This is a genomic window from Pantoea graminicola, from assembly GCF_048452665.1.
Classification (GTDB): Bacteria; Pseudomonadota; Gammaproteobacteria; order Enterobacterales; family Enterobacteriaceae; genus Pantoea.
On record NZ_JBLWSJ010000010.1, the window covers coordinates 94,725 to 120,518 of the forward strand.

Below are 25,794 nucleotides of genomic sequence, written 5' to 3' on the forward strand. Positions count from 1 at the left end.
TTGTACGTTATTAACATCACAAAGTGAAAATAACCCACACATGACCAGCATCGTGACATTGCGCGGCTATTCATTTACCTGACACGAAGGCCTCTATTATTCATCGATGATGCTGGACGAACCCGATACTCGCGCCCCCCGGTAAGTAATGAGTCATAAAGACAATAAAATCAGAATGATGAAGAAAGCGATCTTATTGAAAGATTAAGTTCAGACATGAGGAGTGACAATATCGATACCGGTAAATAACGCCTGAAAGGCGCAGAATAATTATGCTCAAATGAAAACGCACACATATAAAAAACTTATTCGCGCGCCTGTTAACCCGATCTTTAAATTCAATAACGGTTATCGCCGACAGCCATTTCTGGCTGCCGTATCTGGAAGTTTGGTTTCGGCTAACGCTGCGGTGGGCTAGAGAAGTATTAATATGGCAGCCTGTTTTTTCCTGCTGAAAAACTTCAGACAGGGCACATGATGCCCTGCCGGCTAATACAGGCAGGATAAGCCTGGCAGCAACGCATTCGGATGGTGTCAGAAGGGTGGTCAGAACGAGTAGCTCAGTGCCAGCGTCGCGGATGCGTTGTTGCGCCGGGCAACGACAGGGCTATCTGAAGCGTGTTTATCCAGCCATGTGTAATCGCCGATGACGCTGGCAGCCCAGGCAGGCGTAAACTGATGGCTCCATGTCAGCGTGGTGTCGGTGCCATAAAACCCACCCGCCGCATCATAACGCTCAAACCCGCTCTGTGCGCTTTGCTGGCGGCTGACGCCATACCAGGTGTTCATATAGCGTCCATCGCCTGATAATGCCGCGACCTGAAGGGCCACGGTGTCGCTGCTGGTCTGCCAGGGAATCAGCGTTACCGAGGTCCGGTACTGTACCCCCTGGCTGTCACTCAGCGGCAGCGTCGCTTTCTCCTCCAGCACCAGCCAGGGGGTAACTGACCATCCCAGCGCCAGCGAGGTGTTCAGCGTCGGATCGATCTTCCCCATCCCTCTGAGCCGATCGTCACCGTCCCGCCAGGAGGAATTCCGGTCAGAACGCCCCAGCCCGTAGCCCAGGGTATGTTCAAGATAGAAGCCATTGTCCGTCTGCAGGTCATAACCCACTCCTTTCTGCGAATCGAAAAAGAGTGCGCCATCGCGAGCCTGGACCAGCGGCATCAGCTGCCAGTGCTGTTTATCTGCGCCGCTGTAACGCGGTGCATTGATCGCGGCGATGCCCAGCGTCACGCTGGGGGGCGGCGTCGCTGACGCATCCGCAATCGCATCAGCCGTCAACCAGCCCAGCGAAAAACAGACCATGTGAAGCGTTATTTTTCCGGTTATCATCACATCTCCTCATTATCACATCAGGGGCGGAGCTGAGGGATCCAGTGCCGCATCACCGCCCGGAGTATGCGCGGCGAGTGTCAATGAACGGCCAGGGATTTATGAAGAAACAGTCAAGGTGATCCGGAAATGCAGTCAAAACGTATACTGATTATTGAAGATGACGCCGATGCCGCGGGCGTGCTTGAGGCTTACCTGAAACGTGAAAATTATGAGGTCATGATTGCCGGTGACGGTCCGGGTGGGCTGGATATTGCCAGACGCTGGCAGCCTGATCTGATCCTGCTGGATATCATGCTGCCGGGCATGAACGGCACCGAAGTGCTGACTGCGCTGCGGCGGCGTGATGACACACCGGTGATCATGGTGACGGCGATGGGCGATGCGCCGGATCGCATCGGCGCTCTGCGCTATGGCGCAGATGACTATGTGGTCAAACCCTACCATCCGGGTGAAGTGGTGGCGCGCGTGCAGGCTGTGCTGCGCCGCAGCCAGAGCCATGCACCGGTCAGTGAGACCCTGCGCTGGGCCGATCTCGTGGTAGATCCGGTGGCGCTCACCGCCGTGGTCGACAGCGGCAGTGCCACGCCGCGCCGTCTGGATCTGACGCCCACCGAATTTTCCCTGCTGGTCACCCTGATGCGCGCCCCGACGCGCCCGTTTACCCGCCTGTTCCTGCTGGAGCAGTGCCTGCCGGAGAGCGATGCGCTGGAGCGGGTGGTCGACACCCATGTCTATAACCTGCGCCGCAAACTGGAAGCCGCAGGCATCTCCGACGTTTTACCGGCGGTACGCAGCGTTGGCTATCGGTTCAGACAGCCATGAAGAGCGATACCCATACCTCGCTGTGGCGCTGGATCTGCCTGCGGGTGCTGTTTCTGGCCATCGGCAGCGTCATCCTGATCGCCATCTGTATGTGGCTGCGCTTTGCGATGCAGGCCTGGTGGGTTTATCACCGGATGCCCGCTGCGGTGGCAGAGGAGTTTACCCGGCTGCGTCTCCATCCCGCCAGCGATCCGACGCGTTTTCACCAGATTGTCGATCGCTGGTGGGGAATTACCTTTTCCGATCCCTCCCTGGCCTCTTCTGACTGGCTGACCGTGCTGGTGCTGGTCATGGTGGCCATTCCGTTTATGGTCCTGATGGCGCTGCGGTTTGCCCGTCCACTTTCGGCACAGTTCAGCCAGCTGGCTGGCGCAGCGCGCGCCGTATCGAAAGGCGAATTTGGCCGGACGGCCGCAGTAGTGAAAGAAGCCCCGCAGGAGCTGGTGCGCTTCACGGAGGACTTTAACCAGATGACGCAGCAGCTGGCCCGCTATGAGCGCGAGCTGCGCACCTCGCATGTGGCGATGGCCCACGAACTCCGCTCGCCCCTGACGGCGGCGATGGGCCGTCTGCAGGGCATTCTGGATGGCGTTTTTCCGGCCGAGCCGCAGCAGCTGGCAATGATCATGAAGCAGCTGACGCAGCTCAGTCGCCTGACCGACGAACTGCATCTGCTCTCACTGGCGGATGCGGGGCAGCTTACCCTGAACCGCGAGTGGATTGATCCCGGCGAGCTGCTGCGCGAGCGCAGCGGCTGGCTGCTGCCGCAGGCGGAACAGGCGGGGGTAACTATCAGCGTCAACTCGCCGGAAGATTTGCTGCTTTCTGGTGATCCCTTCCGCCTGGGTCAGGTCGTCACCATCCTCATTGAGAATGCGCTGCGCTACGCGGCAGAGGGTGGCGCATTACAGATCACGGCCAGCGCGCGCGATCGGGCGATTGTGCTGACCTTCCGTGATTACGGTCAGGGCGTGGAACCGGCGTTTCTGCCCCGGCTGTTTGACCGCTTTACCCGCGCCGACTCCTCCCGTGCCCGTCACTCCGGCGGCAGCGGCCTGGGATTGTCGATCGCCAAAGCGATCGTCGAGGCGCACGGCGGGTCACTTGAGGCCACGCTGCCTGCTGACGGCGGGCTGCTGATTAGGATCACGCTGCCAGTGGAATAAATCGTTCTGGCTTGACCGTTTCTTGATGGTTCATGGAACGTTTCTGGACACAAGCCGGGTTCAATGAGCACAACGCATTAAAGGAACCCGGTTATGACAGACTTCTTATCTGATGCTGCCCGTCAGGTGTGGCGTCATCTCTTCACCGTTCACATCGTTGCGCCCGTGGTGTTTGTCCTGCTCGGCGTGTTCATTCTGGCGGGCTGCCGGGATAATAATCCGCCGCCCGCCGCTGCGCCGATCCGCCCCGTCAGAACCACGATCGCCCCGCCGCCCAGTACCGATGCGTCACAGGTGCTGACCGGCGAAATCCGCGCCCATGAGGAGGTTGCGCTGGCGTTCCGGCTGGATGGCCGGGTTATCAGCCGCACGGCGGAACTGGGCGATCGCGTCAGCGTCGGCCAGCCACTGGCAGCACTGGAAAATGGTCAGTCCCGTAATGAACTGAGCAGTGCACAGGCCGACCTGGACAGCGCCCGCGCTGCTGAACAGGTCGCTGCGCTCAATCTGCACCGTATGGTGCTGCTGATGCCAGGCGGTGCCATCGCCCGCAGCCAGCTGGACAGCGCCCGGGCAGACTGGCAGAGCGCGCAGTCGCGCCGTGTCAGCAGCGAGGCTGCGCTGAAAAATGCCCGGGATAAACTCAGCTGGACGCAGCTTAACGCACCCGTTGCAGGCCGGATCACGTCGGTTTCAGTTCAGCCCGGTCAGGTGGTCAGCGCCGGGCAAACGGTGATGGCCCTGGCCGCAGATGATGCGCGCGATGCGGTGTTTGACCTGACCACGCCCGCCCTGCTACGCCCGGAGCAGGGCACGCCGCTGAAGGTAACGCTGCTCGCCGATCCGGGTGTTCAGGCCAGTGGCACGGTGCGCGATATCAGCCCGCAGGCCGACCCACAGACCCGCACCTGGCGGCTGCGGATCGCTCTTCATCAGCCGCCTGAGGCGATGGCACCCGGATCCACGGTCATCGTCAGCCTGCCTGATGCGCAACCCCCGGTCATCGCCCTGCCCGCCAGCGCCCTGACCCGCTCAGCCGACCAACCCGCGCTGCTGGTGGTTGATGCCACTTCACGCTTACAGCTCCGGCCGATCGTACTGGCACGTTTCAGTGCTGAGCAGATCTTCGTCGCGTCGGGGCTACAACCAGGTGAACGCGTTGTCACCGCCGGTATCAGTACGCTGCAGCCCGGTGAAAAAGTGAAAGTGATGCAGGAGGCGTTATGAACAGACCGGCGGGCGTCAATCTCTCTGGCTGGGCGCTGACCCATCAGCAGCTGGTGATCTTTTTCATGTTGCTGATCATGGCTACAGGTGTCCTGAGTTACGAGCATCTGTCTCGCAATGAAGATCCGGCGTTCACCATCAAAACGGCGGTGATCTCGGCGCAGTGGCCCGGTGCAGATGTGAACACCACGGTGCAACTGCTCACTGACGTGCTGGAACAAAAAGTACAGGAGATCCCCTCACTGGATGCGGTTGAGAGCGAAACCCGCGCCGGACGGACGGTCATCTACGTCAACCTGCGAGATGACACACCGCCCTCGCAGGTGGCGGGCATCTGGTATCAGCTGCGCAAAAAGATGCAGGATGTCGCCCCCTCGCTGCCGCAGGGCGTGGTGGGTCCGGCAGTTAACGACGAATTTGATGATACCTTTGGCACGATTTATGGCTTTACCGCAGAGGGGTTTAGCGCCAGAGAGTTGCGCGATCGGGTCGATGCGCTGCGCCGGAGTCTCGCCAGTCTGCCCGACATCGGCAAAACGCGTCTGCTGGGCGTACAGGAGCAGCAGATCGTTATCGCCTTTTCTCCGCGCAAGCTCAACGGTATGGGGCTGGATTTGCAGCAGGTCAGCGATGCCATCCGGGCGCAGAACGACGTTGTTCCGGCAGGCAGCCTGCGCACCGATCGCGAGAATATCGCGCTGCGGGTCAGCGGCACCCTGACCTCCGTGGAGAGCCTGCAGGCGATAACCCTGCATATTGGCGACCGCTTTATACCGCTCACCGACCTGGCCACGATCACTCTGCAACCGGCCACCCCCCCGACACCAACGTTCCGGGTTAACGGCCAGCCCGCTATCGGGCTGGCGATCTCCATGGCTGCCAGCGGCAATATGCTCGATTTCGGTAAACAACTGAATCAACGCATGCAGACGCTGGCCGAACAGCTGCCGCACGGCATTACCCTCACCCGCGTGGCGGACCAGTCTTCTGTAGTGAAGAGTGCGGTCAGCGGGTTTGTGCGGATACTGGGCGAGGCGGTGGTCATCGTCCTGGCCGTCTCCTTTGTCTCGCTGGGTCTGCGTGCCGGGCTGGTGGTGGCCGCAGCTATCCCGCTGGTGCTGGCGATGACCTTTACCGGCATGTTACTGGCAGGCATCGGCCTGCAACGGATCTCACTCGGCGCACTGATCATCGCGCTGGGGCTGCTGGTGGATGATGCCATGATCACCGTCGAGACGATGGTGGCGCGGCTGGAAGCGGGCGACAGCCGATGGCAGGCTGCAACCTGGGCCTTTAAAACCACCGCATTCCCGATGCTGACGGGGACGCTGGTGATGATCGCCGGTTTTATTCCGGTCGGATTCGCCGCCTCCAGCGCGGGCGAGTATTGCTACTCCCTGTTTGTGGTGATCACCCTGGCGCTGCTCTGCTCCTGGGTCGTCGCGGTGATCTTCTCGCCGCTGACTGGCTGCTGGCTGCTGTCCGCGACGTCAATCAAGGCCCATCAGCCGGGCTGGCTGATGCGCGGCTATCATCGTCTGCTGGAGCGTATCCTGCGCTACCGGCTGGTGACGATTGGCGCGGCCCTGGGGATGCTGCTGGTCAGCCTTTACGCCACCAGCTTTATGCAGGGTGAATTTTTTCCTGCCTCCGATCGGCCGGAACTGCTGGTCAGCCTGACGCTGCCTGCCAGCGCGGCCCAGGCGGAAACCACCCGCCGTACCGCCCGGCTGGAACAGATATTGCGCGGCGATCGGGATGTGGCAAACTTCACCAGTTACGTGGGCTCGGGAGCGATACGCTTCTATCTGCCGATGGATGTGCTGCCTGACAATGAGAACATCGCGCAGCTGGTGGTGGTGGCGAAGGATCTGGCGGCGCGCGATCGACTGCGCAGCAGGCTGGAACAGACGCTGGCGGCGGATTTCGGTGACATCACCACCCGCGTCTCGCCGCTGGAGCTGGGCCCGCCGGTGGGCTGGCCGCTGAAATATCGCATCACCGGCCCGGACAATGCCCGGGTGCGGCAGGCTGCCAGCCAGCTGGCGGCGCGGCTTGCCCGCTCTCCGCTGACCCGCGACGTCAATCTCACCGCGGGCGAGCCGGAGCGGGTCATGACGCTGGCTGTTAATCAGACCGCCGCGCGCGCCGCCGGACTCGCCTCCGACACGATAGCCCAGGCGCTGAACACCCTGCTGTCCGGCAGCGTGGTGACCACCCTGCGCGATCGCAACCGGCTGATCGATGTGGTGCTGCGCAGCAATGACGCAGAGCGCCAGGATACTGATACGCTGGCCGGACTCATGATCACCAATGCCAGCGGAAAAAAGATCCCGCTGCGGCAGGTGGCGACGCTTAACTGGGGCGTGGATGATCCGGTCATCTGGCGACGTCAGCGGCTGGCCGCCATCACCGTACAGACGGATATTGCGCCCGGCCAGCGGGCGGAACAGGTTTCACAGCAGCTTGCTCCGGCCGTTGCCTCGCTGCGTGCCACGCTGCCCGCCGGATACCGCATCGAAGAGGGGGGCGTGGTGGCGGAGTCGGACAAAGGCAACGGTTCGGTGTTTGCGCTGCTGCCGATCACGCTCTGCGCCATGCTGCTCCTGCTGATGCTCCAGCTGCAGCGCTTTTCCGGCATGCTGCTGGCGCTGAGCATGGCGCCGTTTGGTCTGCCCGGTATTGTGCTGGCGATGCTTCCGGCGGGAACACCGCTGGGATTTGTGGCGCTGCTGGGCATTATTGCGCTGGCAGGCATTATCATCCGCAATGCGGTGATCATGATCAGTGAAGTAGATGCCAACCGACGCGCCGGACTGCCCGCCAGTGACGCGATCAGAGAAGCCGCGCATCACCGTGCGCGGCCTATTGTGCTGACCGCCTGTGCGGCTATCCTCGGCATGATCCCGATTGCCCATCAGGTGTTCTGGGGACCGATGGCGCTGGCGATTATCGGGGGACTGATCAGCGCAACGCTGGTGACGCTCACGGTACTGCCTGCGGCGTTAAGCCTGCTGTTGCAGCGCAGTGCGCGCTGAACCGCCGCCAGCGGGATCGCTGGCGGCAGTCAGTTCATCACCTCGACCAGTATCAGCGGGCACTTTCTGACTTTGCAGGCCTGACTGTAGGCCAGCGAGCAGACCGAACAGAGGTCGCGCACGTCAGACTGGTACTCATACTCCATGAAATAGCGGAACCGGCCGCCGGCAGAGTCTGTTCGCCAGAATCGCTGCGGCTCAAGAATTTCGTCCAGTTGCCTGAATGTCAGGGCTGACGGGTTATGAAACCCGACTCTTACGCGGTATGTTGTCATGCCCCGATTATTGGCATCTCGGCACCCTGCCGCCAGCTGATTATTGTTTTCAGTACGATAGCTGCCGCTTATCAACCGGCGTCGCCCGGGGCAGTTGGTGAGTCCGGCAACAGCGCCAGCAGATGCAGAACCGCCTTTGACGGATGATGGCGACGCCAGGCAAAGGCAACATCCGTAAACAGCGTGTTGTTTTCAATGTCGCTGAAGCGGACCTCGGGGTTATCGACGCAGCGCATCGACTCCGGAACCAGCGCGATGCCGCAGCCCGCCGCAACCATCCCCAGCGAAGTGGTGATCTGCGGCGCCTGCTGAAAAGTATGACGGGCGAACCCGGCCCGCAGACAGGCCGTTACGATCAGCTCATAAAGGCTGGGTGAAACGTCGCGCGGAAAGATAATCAGCGTCTCATCCGCCAGCGCGGAGAGCGCCAGCACAGGCGTGCCGCTGAGGGGATGGCTGCGCGGCAGGGCAATGAGCATTTTTTCCGTGGAGATGACGCGCAGATTAAATGCCTTGCTGCTTTCACATGGCAGCCGGATAAAGGCGGCATCCAGCAATCCCTCCTGCAGATCCTGCATCAGCAGGGCCATGTTCTCTTCCCGCGTCAGCAGCGTCATCGCCGGATAACGCGCCGTAAACTGACGGATCAGGGTAAAGATGCGCGGATTAAACGCCACCGAGCTGGCAAACCCCAGCGAGAGCTGACCGCTGATCCCACGCGCGATGCCGCGCGCATTCTCCAGCGCCTGGTCGGCAAGCTGCACGATCTGCACCGCATCCGCCAGAAAGGCTTCCCCCGCTTCCGTCAGCTCTACCCCGCGTGTCAGCCGCTTTAACAGCGGCGTGCCAATCTCCTGCTCCAGCCGCAGTATCTGCTGACTCAGGGGCGGCTGCGAAATCCCCAGCATTTCGGCGGCCCGGGTAAAGTGAAGCGTCTCAGCAACGGCAACAAAATAACGCAGATGGCGCAGTTCCATATCAAAAACGTCTCAAAGTTAACAGGTTTCGCTATTGGACCCGACAGCGGAATCGGTTCACCATTAGGTTAACACGGCTTAACGGTTATTCGATGAGGCATCAAATGAGCAATTATGTAACTGATTGTTCCTGTGAGGATCAACTCAAACACACCGTCCTGAAACTTTCTCAGGATGCACCAGAAAGTGTTATCTATCAGACCTCTCTGATGAGTGCGCTGCTGAGCGGCGTGTACGACGGTAATGTCAGAATCGCTGACCTGTTGCGCAAAGGTGACTTCGGTCTGGGCACCTTTAACCGGCTGGATGGCGAGATGATCGCGTTCGACAGCAAGGTCTATCAGCTGCATGCCGACGGCAGCGCTCATCCGGCCGACCCGGCACAGAAAACCCCGTTTGCGGTGATGACCTTTTTCCGACCGCAGCACCGCTATGAGTTTGACCAGCCGCTGTCACGTGAGGCGATTCATCAGGTGATCGATCGCCAGATCACCTCTGATAACCAGTTCTGCGCGCTGCGTATCAGCGGTCATTTCAGCCGCGTCGACACCCGCACCGTGCCGTGCCAGTGCCGTCCCTATCGCTCAATGCCGGAAGTCCTGGGCGACCAGCCCACCTTTGCTTTTCGCCAGCGCGCGGGCGAGCTGATTGGTTTCCGCACGCCGCAGTATATGCAGGGGATCAACGTCGCGGGCTATCATGAACATTTCATTACCGACGATCGCCAGGGAGGGGGTCACATTCTCGACTACGCGCTGGAGCGGGGCACCCTCACCTTCGGTGCCATCAGCAAGCTGGTCGTGGATTTACCGCAGGACAGCGACTTTCTGAATGCCGACCTGAACCCCGCCAATCTTGACGCCGCGATTCGCGCGGTAGAAAGCTAATCAGAGGAAAGACGATGAAAACTCCAACCGATACCACGCTCTGGACCTGCGGCGCTGACCTGGTGGTTGCGCAGCTGGAAGCGCAGGGCGTGCAGCATGTCTTTGGTATTCCTGGCGCAAAAATCGACAAGGTTTTTGATTCGCTGCTGGACTCCTCTATCCGGACCATTCCGGTTCGCCATGAAGCTAACGCCGCGTTTATGGCCGCTGCGGTAGGCCGTCTCACCGGTAATGCGGGCGTGGCGCTGGTCACCTCCGGGCCGGGCTGCTCCAACCTGATCACCGGTATGGCCACCGCCACCAGCGAAGGGGATCCGGTGGTCGCCCTCGGCGGCCAGGTCAAACGCTCCGACAGTGCCAAGCAGGTCCATCAGAGCATGGACACGGTGGCGATGTTTCGCCCGGTCACCAAATATGCCGTTGAGGTCACCGATCCCGCGGCGCTTTCTGAATGTCTGTCGAACGCCTTTCGTCACGCCGAACATGGCCGGGGCGGCGGTGCCTTTATCAGCCTGCCGCAGGATATTGTCGACCAGCCGGTGACCGGCAAGGCGCTGAGCAGCAAAGGCCGCCCGGTGCTGGGTGCCGCGCCCGATGCGATGATCGACGCGGTCAGCCGGGCGATTGCCGGGGCAAAAAATCCGGTCATCCTGCTGGGCCTGATGGCGAGTCAGCCAGAGAACAGCGAGGCGATCCACGACCTGCTGACCCGCAGTCATATTCCGGTGACCAGCACCTATCAGGCAGCAGGGGCGGTCAGACAGGAGCACTTCTCACGTTTCGCCGGACGCGTCGGCCTGTTTAACAACCAGGCGGGCGATCGGCTGCTGCAACAGGCTGACCTCGTCATCACCATCGGCTACAGCCCGGTGGAATATGAACCGGCGATGTGGAACAGCGGCAGCGCCACCCTGATCCATATCGACGTTATCCCGGCTGAGGCCGACAACCGTTATCTGCCGGATGCCGAACTGGTGGGCGACATCGCCGCCACGGTGCGCAAACTGGCGGCACGGATCACCACCCCGCTGCAGCTGACCCCGGAAGCGGCCAGCATCCTGGAGGATCGGCAGCAGCAGCGTAAATTACTGGCGATGCAGGGGGCCAGCCTCAACCAGTTCGCCCTGCATCCCCTGCGCATCGTGCGCGCCATGCAGGACATCATCAACAGCGACGTGAGCCTGACGGTCGATATGGGCAGCTTCCACATCTGGATCGCCCGCTACCTCTACAGCTTCCGTGCCCGTCAGATCATGATCTCGAACGGTCAGCAGACGATGGGCGTGGCACTGCCGTGGGCGATTGGGGCCTGGCTGGTCGATCCGCAGCGCAAGGTGGTGTCGGTCTCCGGCGACGGCGGCTTCCTGCAGTCCAGCATGGAGCTGGAAACGGCCGTGCGCCTGAAAGCCAATATTCTGCATATCGTCTGGGTGGATAACGCTTACAACATGGTGGCGATGCAGGAGGAGAAAAAGTATCAGCGCGTCTCAGGCGTCAACTTTGGCCCGATCGATTTCAAAGCCTACGCCGAAGCGTTTGGCGCGGCGGGCTTTGCCGTAACCCGGGCAGCCGAACTGGAACCGATGCTGCGTCAGGCGATGGATGTTCAGGGTCCAGCGGTCGTGGCCGTGCCGGTCGATTACGCCGACAACCCGCTCCTGATGGGTCAGCTGCATCTGAGCCAGATTCTTTAATTTTACGTGAATAAGGAAAGGACGATGAAAAACAGAGTGGCACTGGTGACTGGCGCAGGCCAGGGGATTGGCGAAGCGATCGCCCTGCGCCTGGCCAGAGATGGCCTGGCCGTGGCGGTGGCCGATTTTAACGAGGAGACCGCCCACCAGGTGGCGGAGAAGATCAACCAGCAGGGCGGCAAAGCGATCGCCCTGAAGGTGGATGTCTCGCAGCGTGATCAGGTTATGGCCGCGGTTGAAGAGGCGCGTCTCGCCCTGGGCGGGTTTGATGTTATCGTCAACAACGCCGGTATCGCCCCCTCCACGCCCATTGCGGAGATCACCGAAGCGGTGGTCGACAAAGTCTATAACGTCAATGTCAAAGGGGTGATCTGGGGTATGCAGGCGGCGATTCAGGCTTTCGCCGCAGAGGGGCACGGCGGCAAAATCATCAACGCCTGTTCCCAGGCGGGTCACGTCGGCAACCCGGATCTGGCGGTTTACAGCTCCAGTAAGTTTGCAGTGCGCGGCCTGACACAGACCGCTGCCCGCGATTTGGCCCCGGCCGGTATCACGGTCAATGCCTTCTGTCCGGGTATTGTCAGAACGCCGATGTGGGAAGAGATAGACCGGCAGATCTCCGAAGCGGCCGGGAAACCGGCCGGTTATGGCACCGAGTCCTTTGCGAAACGCATTACGCTGGGTCGCCTCTCTGAGCCGGAGGATGTGGCCGCCTGCGTAGCCTATCTCGCCAGCTCCGACTCCGACTATATGACCGGTCAGTCGCTGCTGATCGACGGCGGCATGGTGTTTAACTGATGCTCATCGCCTGTTGCACCTTGACGCAACAGGCGCCCTTTCCGTTCAGGTAAACGTTAATTTTTTTTATCTGAAAAGCGGTTAATCATCAGCATGTTGCCCTTTTTCTGCGCATTCTGCTGCCTCAGCGATTAAAGCTGCTTATCACCCTGCCGATAAATCAGAGACTCCTCTCCCTGTCCGAAGCGACTATGTTAACCATCAATCATAACGAAGCCGCCGCTAACCTGAACAATGCGCGGTACAGCACTGAGTCGATTCTTGGACGAACGATTGAACGCTTATCATCAGGGATGCGGATTAACAGTGCAAAAGATGACGCGGCGGGTCAGGCGATTGCCAACCGCATGACGGCCAACATCAACGCCGATGCGGTGGTGGCGCGTGGCCTTAATGACGCGATCAGCTACTCCCAGACCGCCGATGGCGGCCTGAGCAGTATCGTCAATATGCTGGTCCAGGCTCGCGCACTTTCCGTTCAGGCCGCGAACGGTACACTGTCCGACGCCGACAGGCAAAGCGTCAACGACCAGTATCAGCAGATCCTGGCTGGCATCAACGACATCGCCGATCAGACCGAAATTTTTGGCCGCTACCCGCTGGCGACCAATAATCCCGATCTGCCACCCGCTAAACTGGGTAACGTCGACCCGATAAACACAAAATTCCCGGTGGCGGGCAAAAGCTACTCGTTTACCTCCGGCGTTATTCCGCTGGCCTATATTCCGGCAGGATCGACGGGCATATCCATCACCATCGACTCTCTGGGACAGGATGATGACCTTCAGCTGTTTACCCGTGATGGAAAGCATCTGGCCGGAACGCCGCTTGATGGTTCCGCGCCCGACTACACCTGGAGCAGCAAAGGCATAAACGATGCAGCAACCGCGGACGCCCGGCTGCTGACCAGCAAGAACGGTTTCACCCCCGGCGCGACCTATGACAGCTCGCAGCTGCTGGAAGGGGGGACGAGCTGGGCGCTGGCGGGCAGTAACAGCAGCAGCTACAACGGCATGAATATCACCTACAGCGGTGACGGCGATCGCTATGAAGATGTCGCCAGCGGCGATTTCAATGACGGCACCAACACCGGTACCCGGCTGGAGCGTATTTCCCTGGATACCGTCACTGAAGATCTGATTGTGGTTGTTGTGGGCAACGGCTCCTTCACCGCGAACCTGACCTGGGGAAACCTGCCGGAGCCCAAAGGCGTGCCCGCCACTCCGCCCCATGAGAGCCGCCCGCTGGAAGTTATCACCAGCGCCGATTATGGTCAGCCGGTGCAGTCGGATAGCATTCCCGCAACGCCGTCAGACACCAAAGCACTGGGGCTGAACAACACGACGCTGCTGACCAGTGGTGATATCACTGTCACGATGACGGCGCTGGATGGCGCGCTGGCGAAGGTCAGCGGCTATCAGTCCCTCTATGGCGCTAAGATCAATCGCTACGAGTCGAACCGTAACGTGTTAGCGCAGCAGGGTGTGGATACCGCCGCCGCACGCAGCCGTATTCAGGATGCCGATTATGCTGAAGAAGCAAGCCAGCTGGCGCGCAGCCAGATCATCCAGCAGGGTCAGACGGCCGTCAGTAAGATGACCAGTAAAACGCCGGAGATGATTATCCAGTTGTTAGGCAGCTAACCTTCTGAAAGGGCTGAGCATTCCGCTTCAGCCTTTTTCCCTCACCCGCATCACCACTTCTGATCCCACGCTGTGCTGGCCCTGGAGGCCGGATAACGCTGTCGTTCCCTTTGATCCCGATCACACATTCTCGTTTAAGATTCGTTTAAGAATGATGGCGATCACCTTTTTTTGTTAAATAAATGCTAAATCCTGATAACTCTTTACTATCAGCTTTCTGTGCAGGGTTAACTAAAACAATAGCTTAATCGTTATCAGGCTAAGTAATTACCTGAATTCTCCTGCCTGAAGATAACTTTTCTATAACTTTTACACCATTGTGAGGGCTGTTACTTTGCTGACGATACTGGGTTTTTCCATGGTGGTCTGCTTCATGTACCTGATCATGACCAGGCGCATGTCCGCCCTGATTGCGCTGATCCTGATCCCCACCCTGTTTGCGCTGATAGGCGGTTTTCACGCGGGCCTGGGTGCCATGATGCTGGATGGCGTCAAAAAACTGGCCCCCACCGGCGTGATGCTGACCTTCTCCATACTCTATTTCGGTCTGATGATCGATGCCGGACTGTTTGATCCGCTGGTGCGTTTTATTCTCCGGCTGGTGCGCGGAGACCCGCTCAAAGTGCTGGTGGGAACGGCGATTTTAACCCTGCTGGTCTCGCTGGATGGTGACAGTTCGACCACCTATATGATCGCCATTGCCGCTTTCCTGCCGCTCTATCACCGGCTGGGTATGAACGTACTGATGATGACCTGCCTGGTCAATCTCGCCAGCGGTATCATGAACCTCTCACCCTGGGGCGGACCGACGGCCCGTGCTGCCGCGGCGCTGCGCATCGACGCTCTCGACATCTTTATTCCAATGCTGCCTGCCATGCTGCTGGCGTGCGCCAGTCTGGTGGCGATGGCGGTGCTGTTTGGTCTGCGTGAGCGTAAGCGTTTAGGCGTGATGAGCATGAAAGAGCATCATCTGGACAACATTGAGCTGGGGCTGGGCGACGCCGAAGAGTGCGCCGCCAACCGCCGTCCAAAGATGTTCTGGCCGAACTTCATTCTGACCACCGTGCTGCTGGTGCTGCTGGTCATCGGCTTAATGCCGATTCAGATCCTGTTTATGCTGGCGTTTGCGATTGCCGTCATGCTCAACTATCCGACGCTGGAGGAGCAGAAAGCCCGCATCAGCGCGCACGCCGGAAACGTGCTGGCAGTGACCTCGCTGATTTTTGCCGCAGGTATTTTCACCGGGATCCTCTCCGGGACCGGCATGGTCGATGCGATGGCGAAGAGCCTGCTGGCGGTGATCCCACACAGCTTCGGGCCTTACCTGGCGCTCTTTACCGCGCTGGTCAGCCTGCCTTTCACCTTCTTTATGTCGAATGACGCCTTTTACTTCGGCATTCTCCCGGTGATCGCCCAGACGGCGGCCAGCTACGGCATTACCGCAGAAGAGATCGCCCGCGCATCTATCGTCGGTCAGCCATTCCACCTGCTGAGCCCGCTGGTGCCATCCGTTTACCTGCTGGTTGGCCTGGCGAAGGTTGATATCGGTGACCACCAGCGTTTTGCCATCAAGTGGGGAATTCTGGTCAGTCTCGTCCTGATGGCGGGCGGCCTGATCACCGGCGCTTTCCCGCTGTTCCACCGTTAATCTTCCGTTTTCTGGCGGATAACCGACAATCCTGACCGGTTATCCGCTTCACCGCTCCGCCTACTGCTCCAACCCTCTCTACACTCTATAGCCAGGCTGAGATCTGTGTGCCGGACGGCACCCGCCTCGGATCATTTCCCGTTAACGCAATGGAGCTTCGATGAAAATTCACCATCTTAACTGCGGCTGTATGTGCCCGCTGGGCGGCGCGTTCTACGATGGATTCAGCAAAGGCCTCAGGGCGCATCTGGTCTGCCACTGTCTGCTAATCGAGACCGACCGCGATGGGCTGGTGCTGGTGGATACCGGATTCGGACGGCAGGATGTCCATGCGCCCGGCAGCCGTCTGTCCGGCTTTTTTCGTGCGCTGAACAATATTCAGCGACGCGACGATCTCACTGCGCTGTCCCAGATCACGGCGCGGGGATTCCGGGCGGAAGATGTACGCCATATCATCCTGACCCATCTCGATTTTGACCATGCCGGCGGGCTGACCGATTTTCCGCAGGCGCGCCTCCATCTGTTGCAGCAGGAGGTTGATACCGCCCATCGCCGTCATAGCTGGCTGTCGCGTGAACGTTACCGTCCAGGACAATGGGGCGGGATCAGCCAGTGGGAAACCTATCAGCCGCAGGGAGAAACCTGGTTTGGTTTTGAGGCCGTCAATCGCCTGCGTGACCTGCCGCCAGAGATTCTGCTGGTGCCGCTGGCAGGCCATACACCCGGTCACGCGGGTATCGCCATCCGGCAGCCCGATGGCTGGCTGTTGCACGGCGGCGATGCCTGGTTTTATCGCGGTGAGATGCGCCAGCAGACGCGACACTGCACGCCGGGGCTGCGCTTTTACCAGTGGATGATGGGAATGGATAACCGGGCCAGGCGGCATAATCAGCAGCGACTGCGGGATCTCTCCTGCCAGCATGGAGGTGAGATTACCTTTTTCTGCAGTCATGACGTCCGCGAACTGGATGGATTGCAGGCTAATGCACCACTGCGCTGATAAAATCCCGGTCTCCACTGATCAGGGCAGCAGGATGAACGGGGCAGACAGGCCGTCAGTGCGAACGCGCTGTTAACCGCCTCCTGCCGGGATCATTACTGACGGGCTCAGAAGCTGACTTCCGGGCCCTTCTGCTACTGCCGTTTCAGCCGCGGCGTCCGGTGCTGTGAGCTTATGCCGGATCGCCCGTCCGCTTTTTCAGCTGCGCAGCCAGCCAGGGGGCGGTAAGACTCTGTTTCGCGCGGCTGACCGCCTCCGGTGACCCGGCTGAGACAACCCGCCCGCCCTTCAGCCCGGAACCGGGCCCCAGATCGATGACCCAGTCCGCCTCGGCCACAATCCGCATCGTGTGTTCCGCCATCACCACGGTATGGCCGCGCATCACCAGCTCATCCAGCACGACCAGCAGTTTATCCATGTCCGACGGATGCAGACCTGTCGAAGGCTCATCCAGCAGATAGAGCGTGGCGGTGCGCTGCACGCGCTGTAGTTCCCAGGCGAGCTTGATGCGCTGACACTCGCCACCGGAGAGTTCCGTGACGGGCTGCCCCAGCGTCAGATAGCCCAGGCCCAGGGACGTCAGCGCCGTCAGGGAACGCTGGATCCCGTCATATTCCCGGAACAGTTCGCTGGCCTCATCGACGGTAAGATCGAGCACGTCGGCGATCGTGAGGTTATTCCATGTCACCTCAAGCGTTTCAGGATTATAACGGCGTCCCTCACAGACCGAGCAGGTTGCCGTCGCGCTCGGCATAAAGAGCAGCTCAATGGAAATCTGCCCCTGCCCTTCACACGCCGGACAGCGCCCGGCGGGCAGGTTGAATGAAAAGCGGCTGGCGCTGAACCCTCTGGCTTTCGCGGCGGGCGTGTCGGCAAAGAGCCGGCGGATGATGTCGAAAAATCCGGTGTAGGTGGCAAGATTCGAGCGTGGCGTCCGACCGATCGGACGCTGATCGATCCTCACCAGCCGGCCGATGGCATCACCGCCACTGGTTATCTGGCCTGTCACATCAGGCACCGGCTCCTCTTCCTCGCCCTCCTGGCTGTCAGTTGGCGTATCAAAACGTCCGAGCAATTCCGGCAGTACGCGATTCAGCAGGGTGGATTTGCCCGATCCCGAAATCCCGGTGACAGCGGTCATTCTCGCCAGCGGGATAGCAATATCGACGCCGACGATATTGTTGCAGACGATCTGCGCCAGCCTGAGCCAGTGCTCAGCAGGCCGACGCTGACGCAGCCCGCTGTAGCTGCGGGCAAAGAGATATTCCGCGGTCGGCGAGGCGCTGACCGCTTCCAGTCCGGCTGGCACCCCGTTATAGACGATCGCGCCGCCGTGACTGCCCGGACCCGGCCCGACCTCCACCAGCCAGTCCGCCCCGGCAATCAGGTCCGTATTATGCTCGACGACAACCAGTGAGTTGCCTGCCCGGACCAGGTTTTTCAGTGAGACCTGCAGCGATCGGACATCGTCGGGATGCAGCCCCGCTGAAGGCTCATCCAGCACGTAGAGTACGCCGAACAGATGGGAAATCAGCTGGGTGGCCAGACGTACGCGCTGCAGCTCACCAGAGGAAAGCTGCGTGGTACGGCGTCCCGGCGCGAGATGTCCCAGCCCCAGCGTCTCCAGCTGACCAAGCCGCGTGCAGATATCGGCGGTCATGCGGAGCACCGCCTCGCGCAGCGCCGCTTCGGCGGGCATATCCGGCGAGACGCCCTGTGCATAGGGTTTCAGCCGCTCACGCAGTTCAGAGACCGGAAGCTCACTCAGGCTGGCGATATCCTCTCCGGCAAAAGTGACGGAGAGCGCATCCCGGTTAAGCCTTTTGCCGTGGCATTCCGGACAGGGCGCGACCGTCACAAAGCGCGCCAGCCGTTTCTTCGTGGTTTCGCTGCCACCCGCATAGCCCTGCAGCACAATTTTTGCCGCACTGGTGTAGGTGCCGGTATAGGCGGGCTCTTCGCCCGTCGCCAGCGCTTTTTCCCGCTGCGCCGCGTTCAGCCCGACAAAAATCGGCACGGAGGGTTGTTCATCGGTCAGCAGTATCCACTGCCGATCGCGGGATGAAAGCGTGTGCCAGGGCGCATCGACGTCATAGCCGAGCGTCTCCAGAATGCTGCGCAGATTCTTGTTGTGCCAGCCTCTGGGCCATGAGGCAATCGCGCCTTCGCGGATGCTGAGTGATTCATCCGGCACCATCGCTTCGGTTCTGACGGTATGCACCCGGCCAAGTCCCTGACAATGCGGACAGGCGCCTTTGGGATGGTTGGGGGAAAAATAGTCGGCCGTCATGAAGGGCACGCCCTCTGGCCTTACGCCTGCACGGGAAAACAGCAGGCGCAGCGTGACGGAAATGCCGGTCAGGCTGCCCACCGTTGAGCGTTCCTGGGCACCCGTCCGGCTCTGCTGAAGCGCCACCGCGGGCGGAAGCCCGTCGATATTGTCCACATCCGGCGCAGCGGCCTGATCGATCAGACGGCGGGCGTGAGGCGAAACCGACTCAATAAACCGGCGCTGCGCTTCCGCGTAGAGGGTATCAAAAGCGAGTGAGGACTTACCCGAGCCGGAGACCCCGGTAAAGACCACCAGCGCATTCCGGGGGAACCGCAGCGACACATCTTTAAGATTGTGTGTTCTGGCACCCTGAACCGAGACATAAGGGTCAATGTGCTCATCAGCGCGGTAAGGATCGGTGGAGCTTTTTTCTCTCATGATGTCCCTGCTTGATCATCTCCGGCAGGCTAAGAGCCGCCTGCCGATAGTTGCTGAAAGTGGTGATGGCCGATTGGGTGTTCAGGCGATGCGGCCCGATCCGGCCCCCAGGCAAGGGTAGTCAGGGATCCTGGGATGTACAACGCAGTGGGGAGGTATTTGATGCGGGAGGAGAGGTGCCGCATTAACCGGCCCTCATCTCAGGAGGCGGGGGATTTCCTGAACGGACCCGGAACCGGTATTCTGGCTGGCTCTTCTTCCGCACCTGACACAAGGGGGGGCGGATCATCGGAAGCGGCAGCTCGCGCCTGTTGTTCAGCCCTTCATGAACGCAATCAGGGTGCCCGGTTGCCGGTAACAGATCTCATACGATCAGTCTCAGCTGCTCCCTGCAAATTTTAATCGCGTCTGCCGGATCGGATGTCCTGATGAGAAAAGGTTTCTGCGCATAGTGTTCGATAAGCAGAATCATCACTGTCAGCTCCCCTTACGGATTAATCCACTCGCTTGCCAGTAATGCCCCCTCAGCGGCATAGCGAAACAGCGCGCGCTGGTTGTCATTTCGCTGAAGCTGATAAGCGTCAAGCCTGCTGGTGTGAAGGATCACCACGCCGAAGCGGGATTCTCCGGCTTCCGGGTCCGTTAATTCATCTGGCTGATGCGCTGTTACCCGCACCCCGCCAGGCGCTCCACCGCTGTATGTCTGCCGGGTATGCGACGGCAGCGCACGCCAGGTGCTCCGGGCAATCTCACTGCCTGCCGCATAAAGGTGAACCTGCCCGGCCAGGCGCAGTTGCAGGCGGCGCTCATGGCAATATCCCAGTACGGTGACCTGCGGGTTCGCCGCCATCTCCTGCCATTTCGGGCTGCGGACATCGGTATGAAATGAGAGCCTCCGTCGCTCATCATCACACTCGCGCAGTACCACGATGCGCGCCTGAGGCTGCTGCGCAGTATCGACCGTGCAGAGCGTCACATAGCGGAATCCGGCGTGCGGATCGGCGGCCGCGTCCATGAGTTCCGTCCAGGCGGCAGCTTCAAACGTTTTCAGATCCATAGGGCTACTCTCATCAGCGTCAACATTCAGCTATCGGACTAAGCGTAGCAATGAAGCGGGAAGATGACCTGCCAGCACAGTTATGAATAACCCCTGTGAGCAGTCGCCAGCAGAGGCGAATGCGAAAAACAGGAAAATATCCCGACCTTGCGTGGCGCTTCGCATCGTGACGCGATCGCCTGCCGTTCGTCTTTAATAGTGTGGTATTTTTGCTCCATCACCTCACTAATCCGATTCCCAGGAAGTGACCGCATGTCAACGGACGCGTCTGAAACCCCGCCACAGGTAATCTCGCCCCGCCTCACCTACCGTCCGCTGCGTCAGCAGGACTGGCCTTTCTATCTGGCAGTCAGTCAGGACCGATCGGTGATGCAATACATCAGCGACCCGCGCAGCGCCGAAGAGATCAGAACACACTCTTTTGATGTGCGGCTGCCCGCCTGGTACAGGGGGTGTCCACACTGGCTGTGTCTGGTGATTGAGGAGAAAACCTCCGGGCTTCCGGTGGGCCTGTGCGGGTTTATCGATCGCGGAGACGGGATAGCTGAGGCGGGTTTTCTGCTGGCCGCAGAGGCGCAGGGTAAAGGCTACGGCAGCGAGTCGCTGCGGGCCACGATCGCCTTCTGCTTTGAGCAGCAGAATTACCGTAAAATGGTCGCCACCGTCACGGCGGGTAACGCGGCATCATGCCGGACCCTGCTGTCGGCCGGTTTTATTCAGGAAGGCACCTTACGGCAGAACTTCTTTCTCGACGGCAGATGGCAGGATGACTGGATCTTCGGCTTGCTGAAAGAGGAATACCGGCCAGCAGCACGCTGATGAGTGGCCAGCGCGCCGCCGTACAGGACGAACCGGTCAGCGTGGCGTGACGCCGTAACCGCTGACAGCAGGCAGCACAGGGGCTTCCTGATCCAGCATCGCCTCAAAGTCCTCTGGCGTCAGTGGCTGACATAACCCATTTCCCTGCATCACGTTGCATCCGGCTGTCGTGACAAAAGCGATCTGATCTTTCTCCTCCACGCCTTCTGCCGCGACCTGAATACCCAGGCTTTTCCCCAGCGCGGTCATGGCGCGAAACATCATCCGCACCCGCATACTGGAATCCAGTTCCAGCGTCAGCGACTTATCGATCTTGAAGCCCGACACAAAGCTGTAGCGCAGCAGATTAAGCGCCCCCAGCGTCCGACCGTAGTGATCGATAACAAAGGAGGCGCCCGTCCGGCGCACGGCCTCCACCTGCGCGGGCATATCCTGCACCAGCACCGCCAGCAGCGGCTCATCCACCTCCAGCTCGACGAAACCGGCATCGCCTCCGGCGCTTTCACGGATCACCGCTTCCAGCGTCTGTCCGGTCAGCTGACGCGGAAACAGGTTGATGCTGACGCGAAGCGCGGGAAAACGCACCTGCCACTGCCGGACCTGAGCCAGCGCACTGCGGATAATCCACTCCCCGAGCGTGACGGAAAGCGGACTCTTCACCAGCATACCGATGAACTCCGCGGGCAACAGCAAGCCACGCGTCGGATGCTGCCAGCGCACCAGGGTCTCGCAGCCCACGAGTCTGCCGCTTTCCACGTCGTAGCGGGGCTGATAATAAAGCGTGAACTGCTGCTGCCGTACCGCCGTTTCCAGTTCGCGCTCAAAGCGACGACGCTGCTGTTCGGCATCCCGGAATGCGGGCATAAACAGAATGCTGCACCCTTTGCCCGAGGCCTTGGCGCGATAGAGCGCCAGGTCCGCGGCAGACATCACCGAAGAGGGATCGCGGCCATGCTCAGGATAAGAGGCGATGCCAGTGCTGGCTCCCACCACAACGGGTGAATCGTGATAACGGAACGGCGTCTGCACGGCCGCAATCAGTTTTTCCGCCATGATTGCCGCTTCGGCGCTGCCACCCGCCAGCAGGATCACAAATTCATCACCGCCCAGACGCGCAGCCGTTACGGCGCTGGTACAGACCGCCCGAATCTGTTCGGCGACGTGACACAGCAGCGCATCCCCGGCGGCATGTCCCAGCGTGTCATTGACCTCCTTGAAGCCATCGAGGTCGGTCATCAGTAGCGTATAGGGCACGCCCGCTTTGGTCAGCTGAGCTACCTGCTCCATAAAGGCGCTGCGGCTGGCGAGTCGCGTCAGCATATCCAGCGAGGCCAGTTCACAGAGTCGCGCTTCACTCTCATAGCGGGCCGTGACATCACGGATAATCATTCCCACCAGCCGCTCGCCCTCTTCATACCAGCCGGAAAAAGAGACCTCGGCCGGAAATTCGCGACCGTTCCGGGTCACGCCCCAGATCTGTAACGAGCGCGGCAGAGAGATCGCCGCATCATCCGCGGTGATACGAGCCAGTTCGGTGCGATAATCGGTCTGGCAGCGCGCCGGAATCAGCTCGCTGACGTACTGGCCCCGCATCTCTTCGGCGGTGTAGCCAAACAGCGCCGTCGCGGCCGGATTCCAGAAAATGATGCCGCGCCGCAGGTCGGTGCAGACAATGGCGTCAGGCGAGGTCGATGAGATCGCCTGAAGCCGCTGCTGGCTGGTGTAACGCAGCAATTCCAGACGGTGCATCTCCATGCGATCCATCACCAGGGCGGCGATGTCGGCCAGATGCTGCCGATCCTCCGCCGTCAGCGGCTCACGCGGATGACTGTCGGTCAGGCAGACGGTGCCAATGTGATGACCATCGGGGGTTGAGAGCGGGATCCCGGCGTAAAAGCGGATAAAGGGATAGCCATGCACCAGCGGACTGTCGCAAAAGCGCGGATCCTTCAGCGTATCGGGCACACAGAGGATGTCGCCTTTCGCCAGCGTATGATTGCAGAAAGCGACGTTACGCGCGGTGCCGGAGATATTCAGACCGTAGCGGGAGGCGAAGAATTGCCGCTTCTCATCAATCAGCGACACAAAGGCGACCGGCACCTTAAACAGGCGCGCGGCCAGCGTGGTGAGGCGGTCCAGCGCATCGGTCGGCGGTGTATCCATCAGATGATACTGTTTGAGTGCGTCGAGGCGAGCGGCCTCGGCATCATGATAAACGGGACGTTTCAACGTCATCTCCCCTCTGATGTTATCTGCTGTGGCCGGCATGACACAGCATAAAGAGGACACGTTCAATCAGACAGGACGGACAGATTGCACTGCCGACCCGCTGCCGGAAGAAAGGCCCGTCAGTGAGCCCGGCAGCAACAGATTGCCGCACAGAGCCCGATAAAGCTGGTGCCGCCAGAAGCGGACGCCAGTTAACACGTTCTGCCCGGCTGAGAGGTCGCGACGCAGCAGCGCCTGTTTGCGGACCGCGCCAGCCAGAACCGGCCGGGGCATATCAGACGAGCGGGATAATGCGCTTCGTTTAGCTATATATCGGCCTGACATAACTTTACTTCAGCGAAAACAGAGGCTGACGATCCTACTTTTTCGGTTTCGGGACCAGCTCATAGTAGGGATGCTCTCCGGCCAGCAGCATCAGCAGCTCATATTCCCCCTGGCTGAGCAGCGCAGGATTTTTCGATGCTTCTTTGGTCTGCCAGACCCGCTGGCTGAGATCAAACCGCTCTGCCGCAATCTCCTGTGAGAGTCCGGCTGCCTTACGCAGTTCACGCACGTTGTGCTGCACAACGACGGGCTGCTGAAAAATCTGATTTCTCATATGAACGCTCCGCATACGGTGCCCCGATCCGATGGCCGGACAGAAGGATCTGCCTGCAGCCAACATATAAATTTGAGTTAAGTTTTAAATCCCGGGTATTTTTCGTGTCAGGAAAGCGTAAAAAATCAGCAAACGTGCTGGAATTAAGTGAAATTATATTTTCCGTTCTCATCGGACAATTCCTGCCCGGCTTGAATCATTATTTTCATTCTGAATCGCAAAAATGGCTTTGCGATGATCGGCGTCAATAACACTTAAAATAAATGACGCACTTATTCATCTTTAAAATAAGCCGGAAAGCTGGCCGCGATTAATACATGTACGCCCAGCCCGGACTTAATGAGAGGGCGTTCAGGCTAGGCCTGACTGAAGGCGGCCCAGCCACCCGGCTGCTCCACGGGCCTGCTGACCGCAGAAGCAGGCTGTTGTGGCAGGGTAAAACGCGTAATCACGCTTCCCAGCGTTTCGGTCTGTCCACTGAGGCTGCCAGCCGTTGCAGAAACCTGCTGAACCAGCGTCGCATTCTGCTGGGTCACGCGGTCCAGTTCAGCCACGGCCACCGTCACCTGGGCAATCCCCTTACTCTGCTCATCCGATGCCAGCGCAATCTGTCCGATGCGCTCGTTAACACCGCCGACGCCACGCAGCACCGCTTCCATCGTGGTCCCTGCGCTCTCGGCCGCACGCCTGCCGTCATCGACACGCGCGACCGTTTCGGTAATCAGCTCTTCAATCTCTTTAGAGGCGGCCGCGCTGCGCTGCGCCAGTGAACGGACCTCGCTGGCAACCACCGCAAAACCGCGGCCCTGCTCACCCGCACGGGCCGCTTCGACGGCGGCGTTCAGCGCCAGGATATTGGTCTGAAACGCAATGCCGTTGATAGTGGCAGTGAACTGGCGGATTTTTTCAGAGCCCTGCGCGATGCTGGCAATAGCCGTCGCGACTGTCCGGACCAGCGCCACGCCCTCGCGGGTGGTATCCGTGGTGCTGACGGCCAGTTCCCGCGCCTCGCGGGCGTTCTGCGCGTTGTTGCGTACGGTGACGGTGATCTCCTCCATGCTGGCCGCCGTCTGCTCCAGCGCCGCAGCCTGGGTCGAAGTCCGGTCAGAGAGGTCCGCATTGCCTGCAGCAATGTCACCCGCTTCGCGATGAAGGATCGCCGCGTTATCGTGAATGGCACTGACCGTTTCCAGCAGACTGTGCTGCATCTCTTTCACCAGCGGCACCAGCTGACCAACGCAGTTGCGCCCCAGATCTTCAGGTTCACGGGTCAGATCGCCGTCCGCGATTACTTTCAGGTGCGCGCGGATCTTACCTACCGGACGCACCAGATGAACCACCAGATAGCGGTCACAGAACAGCAGCAATGCCACGGACATCAGCAGCGCGGCCAGCAGTGCGCCTTCCAGCTTACGGCGGTCAGCCCTGAGCGGAGCCTGACTTTGTGCCAGCTGCTGCGTCAGCTGATTAAGCTGTTCGCGGGCAGCGGACGGGAAGTCTGCAGGGGCGGCCAGGAGGGTTGTACGCAGACCATCCCATTCAGGGCCGGCCGGCATCGCGGCAATGAGCGCATCTTTCTCGGCCGGGCGGCCGCTCTGCATAACGAGAGCACTCTGCGCCAGCACGCTCAGCTGCTGCGACAGGAGGTCGGCGCGTTCCGTCTGGCGAAAGATATCGCGTACGACCTGGTTGCTGTAACCGCCCGCCAGCGCGATCACGCCGACGGATACGATCATCATCCACAGCACAACGCGGCGAATGGTGAAATGCCTGAGTGAATTCATGAGGGTTTCCCTGATGTTGTTTTGGTGTAGTTAAAAAAGGCAATAATGAGTTTTGTCATCTACTTTAATGCGTTATTATATAGC

General features: G+C 60.1%; 19 protein-coding genes. 11 read left to right on the forward strand and 8 right to left on the reverse strand.

Going from position 1 to position 25,794, the window contains the following annotated elements:
• Positions 1 to 546: 546 nt before the first annotated feature.
• Positions 547 to 1,335, reverse strand: a complete 789-nt coding sequence (locus ACNY69_RS19565) for a MipA/OmpV family protein (RefSeq protein ID WP_367396378.1) — start codon at positions 1,333 to 1,335, stop codon at positions 547 to 549.
• 129 nt (positions 1,336 to 1,464) lie between these two features.
• Here ACNY69_RS19565 and ACNY69_RS19570 point away from each other — a divergent pair, with 129 nt between their 5' ends.
• The 4 genes from ACNY69_RS19570 to ACNY69_RS19585 all read left to right on the forward strand — a co-directional run bounded on the left by ACNY69_RS19570 (position 1,465) and on the right by ACNY69_RS19585 (position 7,591).
• Positions 1,465 to 2,160: a response regulator gene (locus ACNY69_RS19570; RefSeq protein WP_418799691.1), complete on the forward strand. Its 696-nt coding sequence runs from the start codon at positions 1,465 to 1,467 to the stop codon at positions 2,158 to 2,160.
• Positions 2,157 to 3,326 (forward strand): sensor histidine kinase, encoded by a 1,170-nt coding sequence (locus ACNY69_RS19575; protein ID WP_367396377.1) that lies wholly within the window; start codon positions 2,157 to 2,159, stop codon positions 3,324 to 3,326. Before ACNY69_RS19570 ends, ACNY69_RS19575 begins: the two co-directional genes overlap by 4 nt.
• A 93-nt stretch (positions 3,327 to 3,419) precedes the next feature.
• Positions 3,420 to 4,553 (forward strand): efflux RND transporter periplasmic adaptor subunit, encoded by a 1,134-nt coding sequence (locus tag ACNY69_RS19580; RefSeq protein ID WP_111138266.1) that lies wholly within the window; start codon positions 3,420 to 3,422, stop codon positions 4,551 to 4,553.
• Positions 4,550 to 7,591: an efflux RND transporter permease subunit gene (locus ACNY69_RS19585; RefSeq protein WP_418799695.1), complete on the forward strand. Its 3,042-nt coding sequence runs from the start codon at positions 4,550 to 4,552 to the stop codon at positions 7,589 to 7,591. The genes ACNY69_RS19580 and ACNY69_RS19585 overlap by 4 nt, the downstream gene beginning before the upstream one ends.
• A 29-nt stretch (positions 7,592 to 7,620) precedes the next feature.
• On the opposite strand, the gene ACNY69_RS19590 is transcribed toward ACNY69_RS19585, so the two are convergent.
• On the reverse strand, positions 7,621 to 7,866 hold the full coding sequence (locus tag ACNY69_RS19590; protein ID WP_111138264.1) for a hypothetical protein: 246 nt from the start codon (positions 7,864 to 7,866) through the stop codon (positions 7,621 to 7,623).
• A 71-nt stretch (positions 7,867 to 7,937) separates the two neighbouring features.
• Positions 7,938 to 8,843 (reverse strand): LysR family transcriptional regulator, encoded by a 906-nt coding sequence (locus ACNY69_RS19595; protein WP_418799700.1) that lies wholly within the window; start codon positions 8,841 to 8,843, stop codon positions 7,938 to 7,940.
• Positions 8,844 to 8,947: 104 nt separating this feature from the next.
• Between ACNY69_RS19595 and budA the strand changes: the two genes are divergently transcribed.
• From budA to ACNY69_RS19625, 6 genes are all read left to right on the forward strand, one after another.
• Positions 8,948 to 9,730 (forward strand): acetolactate decarboxylase, encoded by a 783-nt coding sequence (gene budA, locus ACNY69_RS19600; protein WP_367396374.1) that lies wholly within the window; start codon positions 8,948 to 8,950, stop codon positions 9,728 to 9,730.
• Between the two features lie 14 nt (positions 9,731 to 9,744).
• A complete protein-coding gene (gene alsS, locus ACNY69_RS19605) occupies positions 9,745 to 11,424 on the forward strand; it encodes an acetolactate synthase AlsS (RefSeq protein ID WP_418799703.1) in 1,680 nt (559 codons plus the stop codon).
• A 24-nt stretch (positions 11,425 to 11,448) separates the two neighbouring features.
• Positions 11,449 to 12,222, forward strand: a complete 774-nt coding sequence (locus ACNY69_RS19610) for a (S)-acetoin forming diacetyl reductase (RefSeq protein WP_367396372.1) — start codon at positions 11,449 to 11,451, stop codon at positions 12,220 to 12,222.
• A gap of 191 nt (positions 12,223 to 12,413) precedes the next feature.
• Entirely contained in the window at positions 12,414 to 13,865 is a 1,452-nt protein-coding gene (locus tag ACNY69_RS19615; protein ID WP_418799706.1) for a flagellin N-terminal helical domain-containing protein, read from the forward strand.
• A gap of 334 nt (positions 13,866 to 14,199) precedes the next feature.
• The gene (locus tag ACNY69_RS19620) at positions 14,200 to 15,513 is read left to right on the forward strand and encodes a CitMHS family transporter (RefSeq protein WP_367396370.1); all 1,314 of its coding nucleotides are present in this window, start codon (positions 14,200 to 14,202) and stop codon (positions 15,511 to 15,513) included.
• Between the two features lie 160 nt (positions 15,514 to 15,673).
• The gene (locus ACNY69_RS19625) at positions 15,674 to 16,513 is read left to right on the forward strand and encodes an MBL fold metallo-hydrolase (protein ID WP_111138358.1); all 840 of its coding nucleotides are present in this window, start codon (positions 15,674 to 15,676) and stop codon (positions 16,511 to 16,513) included.
• A 172-nt stretch (positions 16,514 to 16,685) separates the two neighbouring features.
• On the opposite strand, the gene ACNY69_RS19630 is transcribed toward ACNY69_RS19625, so the two are convergent.
• Both ACNY69_RS19630 and ACNY69_RS19635 read right to left on the reverse strand, forming a co-directional pair.
• On the reverse strand, positions 16,686 to 19,223 hold the full coding sequence (locus ACNY69_RS19630; protein WP_418799709.1) for an excinuclease ABC subunit UvrA: 2,538 nt from the start codon (positions 19,221 to 19,223) through the stop codon (positions 16,686 to 16,688).
• Positions 19,224 to 19,710: 487 nt separating this feature from the next.
• Complete coding sequence (locus tag ACNY69_RS19635) at positions 19,711 to 20,280, reverse strand: pyridoxamine 5'-phosphate oxidase family protein (protein ID WP_418799711.1); 570 nt, start codon at positions 20,278 to 20,280, stop codon at positions 19,711 to 19,713.
• A 252-nt stretch (positions 20,281 to 20,532) separates the two neighbouring features.
• On the opposite strand from ACNY69_RS19635, the gene ACNY69_RS19640 reads away from it, so the two are divergent.
• The gene (locus ACNY69_RS19640) at positions 20,533 to 21,099 is read left to right on the forward strand and encodes a GNAT family N-acetyltransferase (protein ID WP_111138355.1); all 567 of its coding nucleotides are present in this window, start codon (positions 20,533 to 20,535) and stop codon (positions 21,097 to 21,099) included.
• 36 nt (positions 21,100 to 21,135) lie between these two features.
• Here ACNY69_RS19640 and ACNY69_RS19645 read toward each other — a convergent pair whose 3' ends face one another.
• The 3 genes from ACNY69_RS19645 to ACNY69_RS19655 form a co-directional block, all read right to left on the reverse strand.
• A complete protein-coding gene (locus tag ACNY69_RS19645; protein WP_111138354.1) occupies positions 21,136 to 23,262 on the reverse strand; it encodes a sensor domain-containing phosphodiesterase in 2,127 nt (708 codons plus the stop codon).
• A gap of 424 nt (positions 23,263 to 23,686) precedes the next feature.
• On the reverse strand, positions 23,687 to 23,926 hold the full coding sequence (locus ACNY69_RS19650; RefSeq protein ID WP_111138353.1) for a transcriptional regulator: 240 nt from the start codon (positions 23,924 to 23,926) through the stop codon (positions 23,687 to 23,689).
• Between the two features lie 356 nt (positions 23,927 to 24,282).
• The gene (locus ACNY69_RS19655; protein WP_418799714.1) at positions 24,283 to 25,710 is read right to left on the reverse strand and encodes a methyl-accepting chemotaxis protein; all 1,428 of its coding nucleotides are present in this window, start codon (positions 25,708 to 25,710) and stop codon (positions 24,283 to 24,285) included.
• Positions 25,711 to 25,794 lie beyond the last annotated feature (84 nt).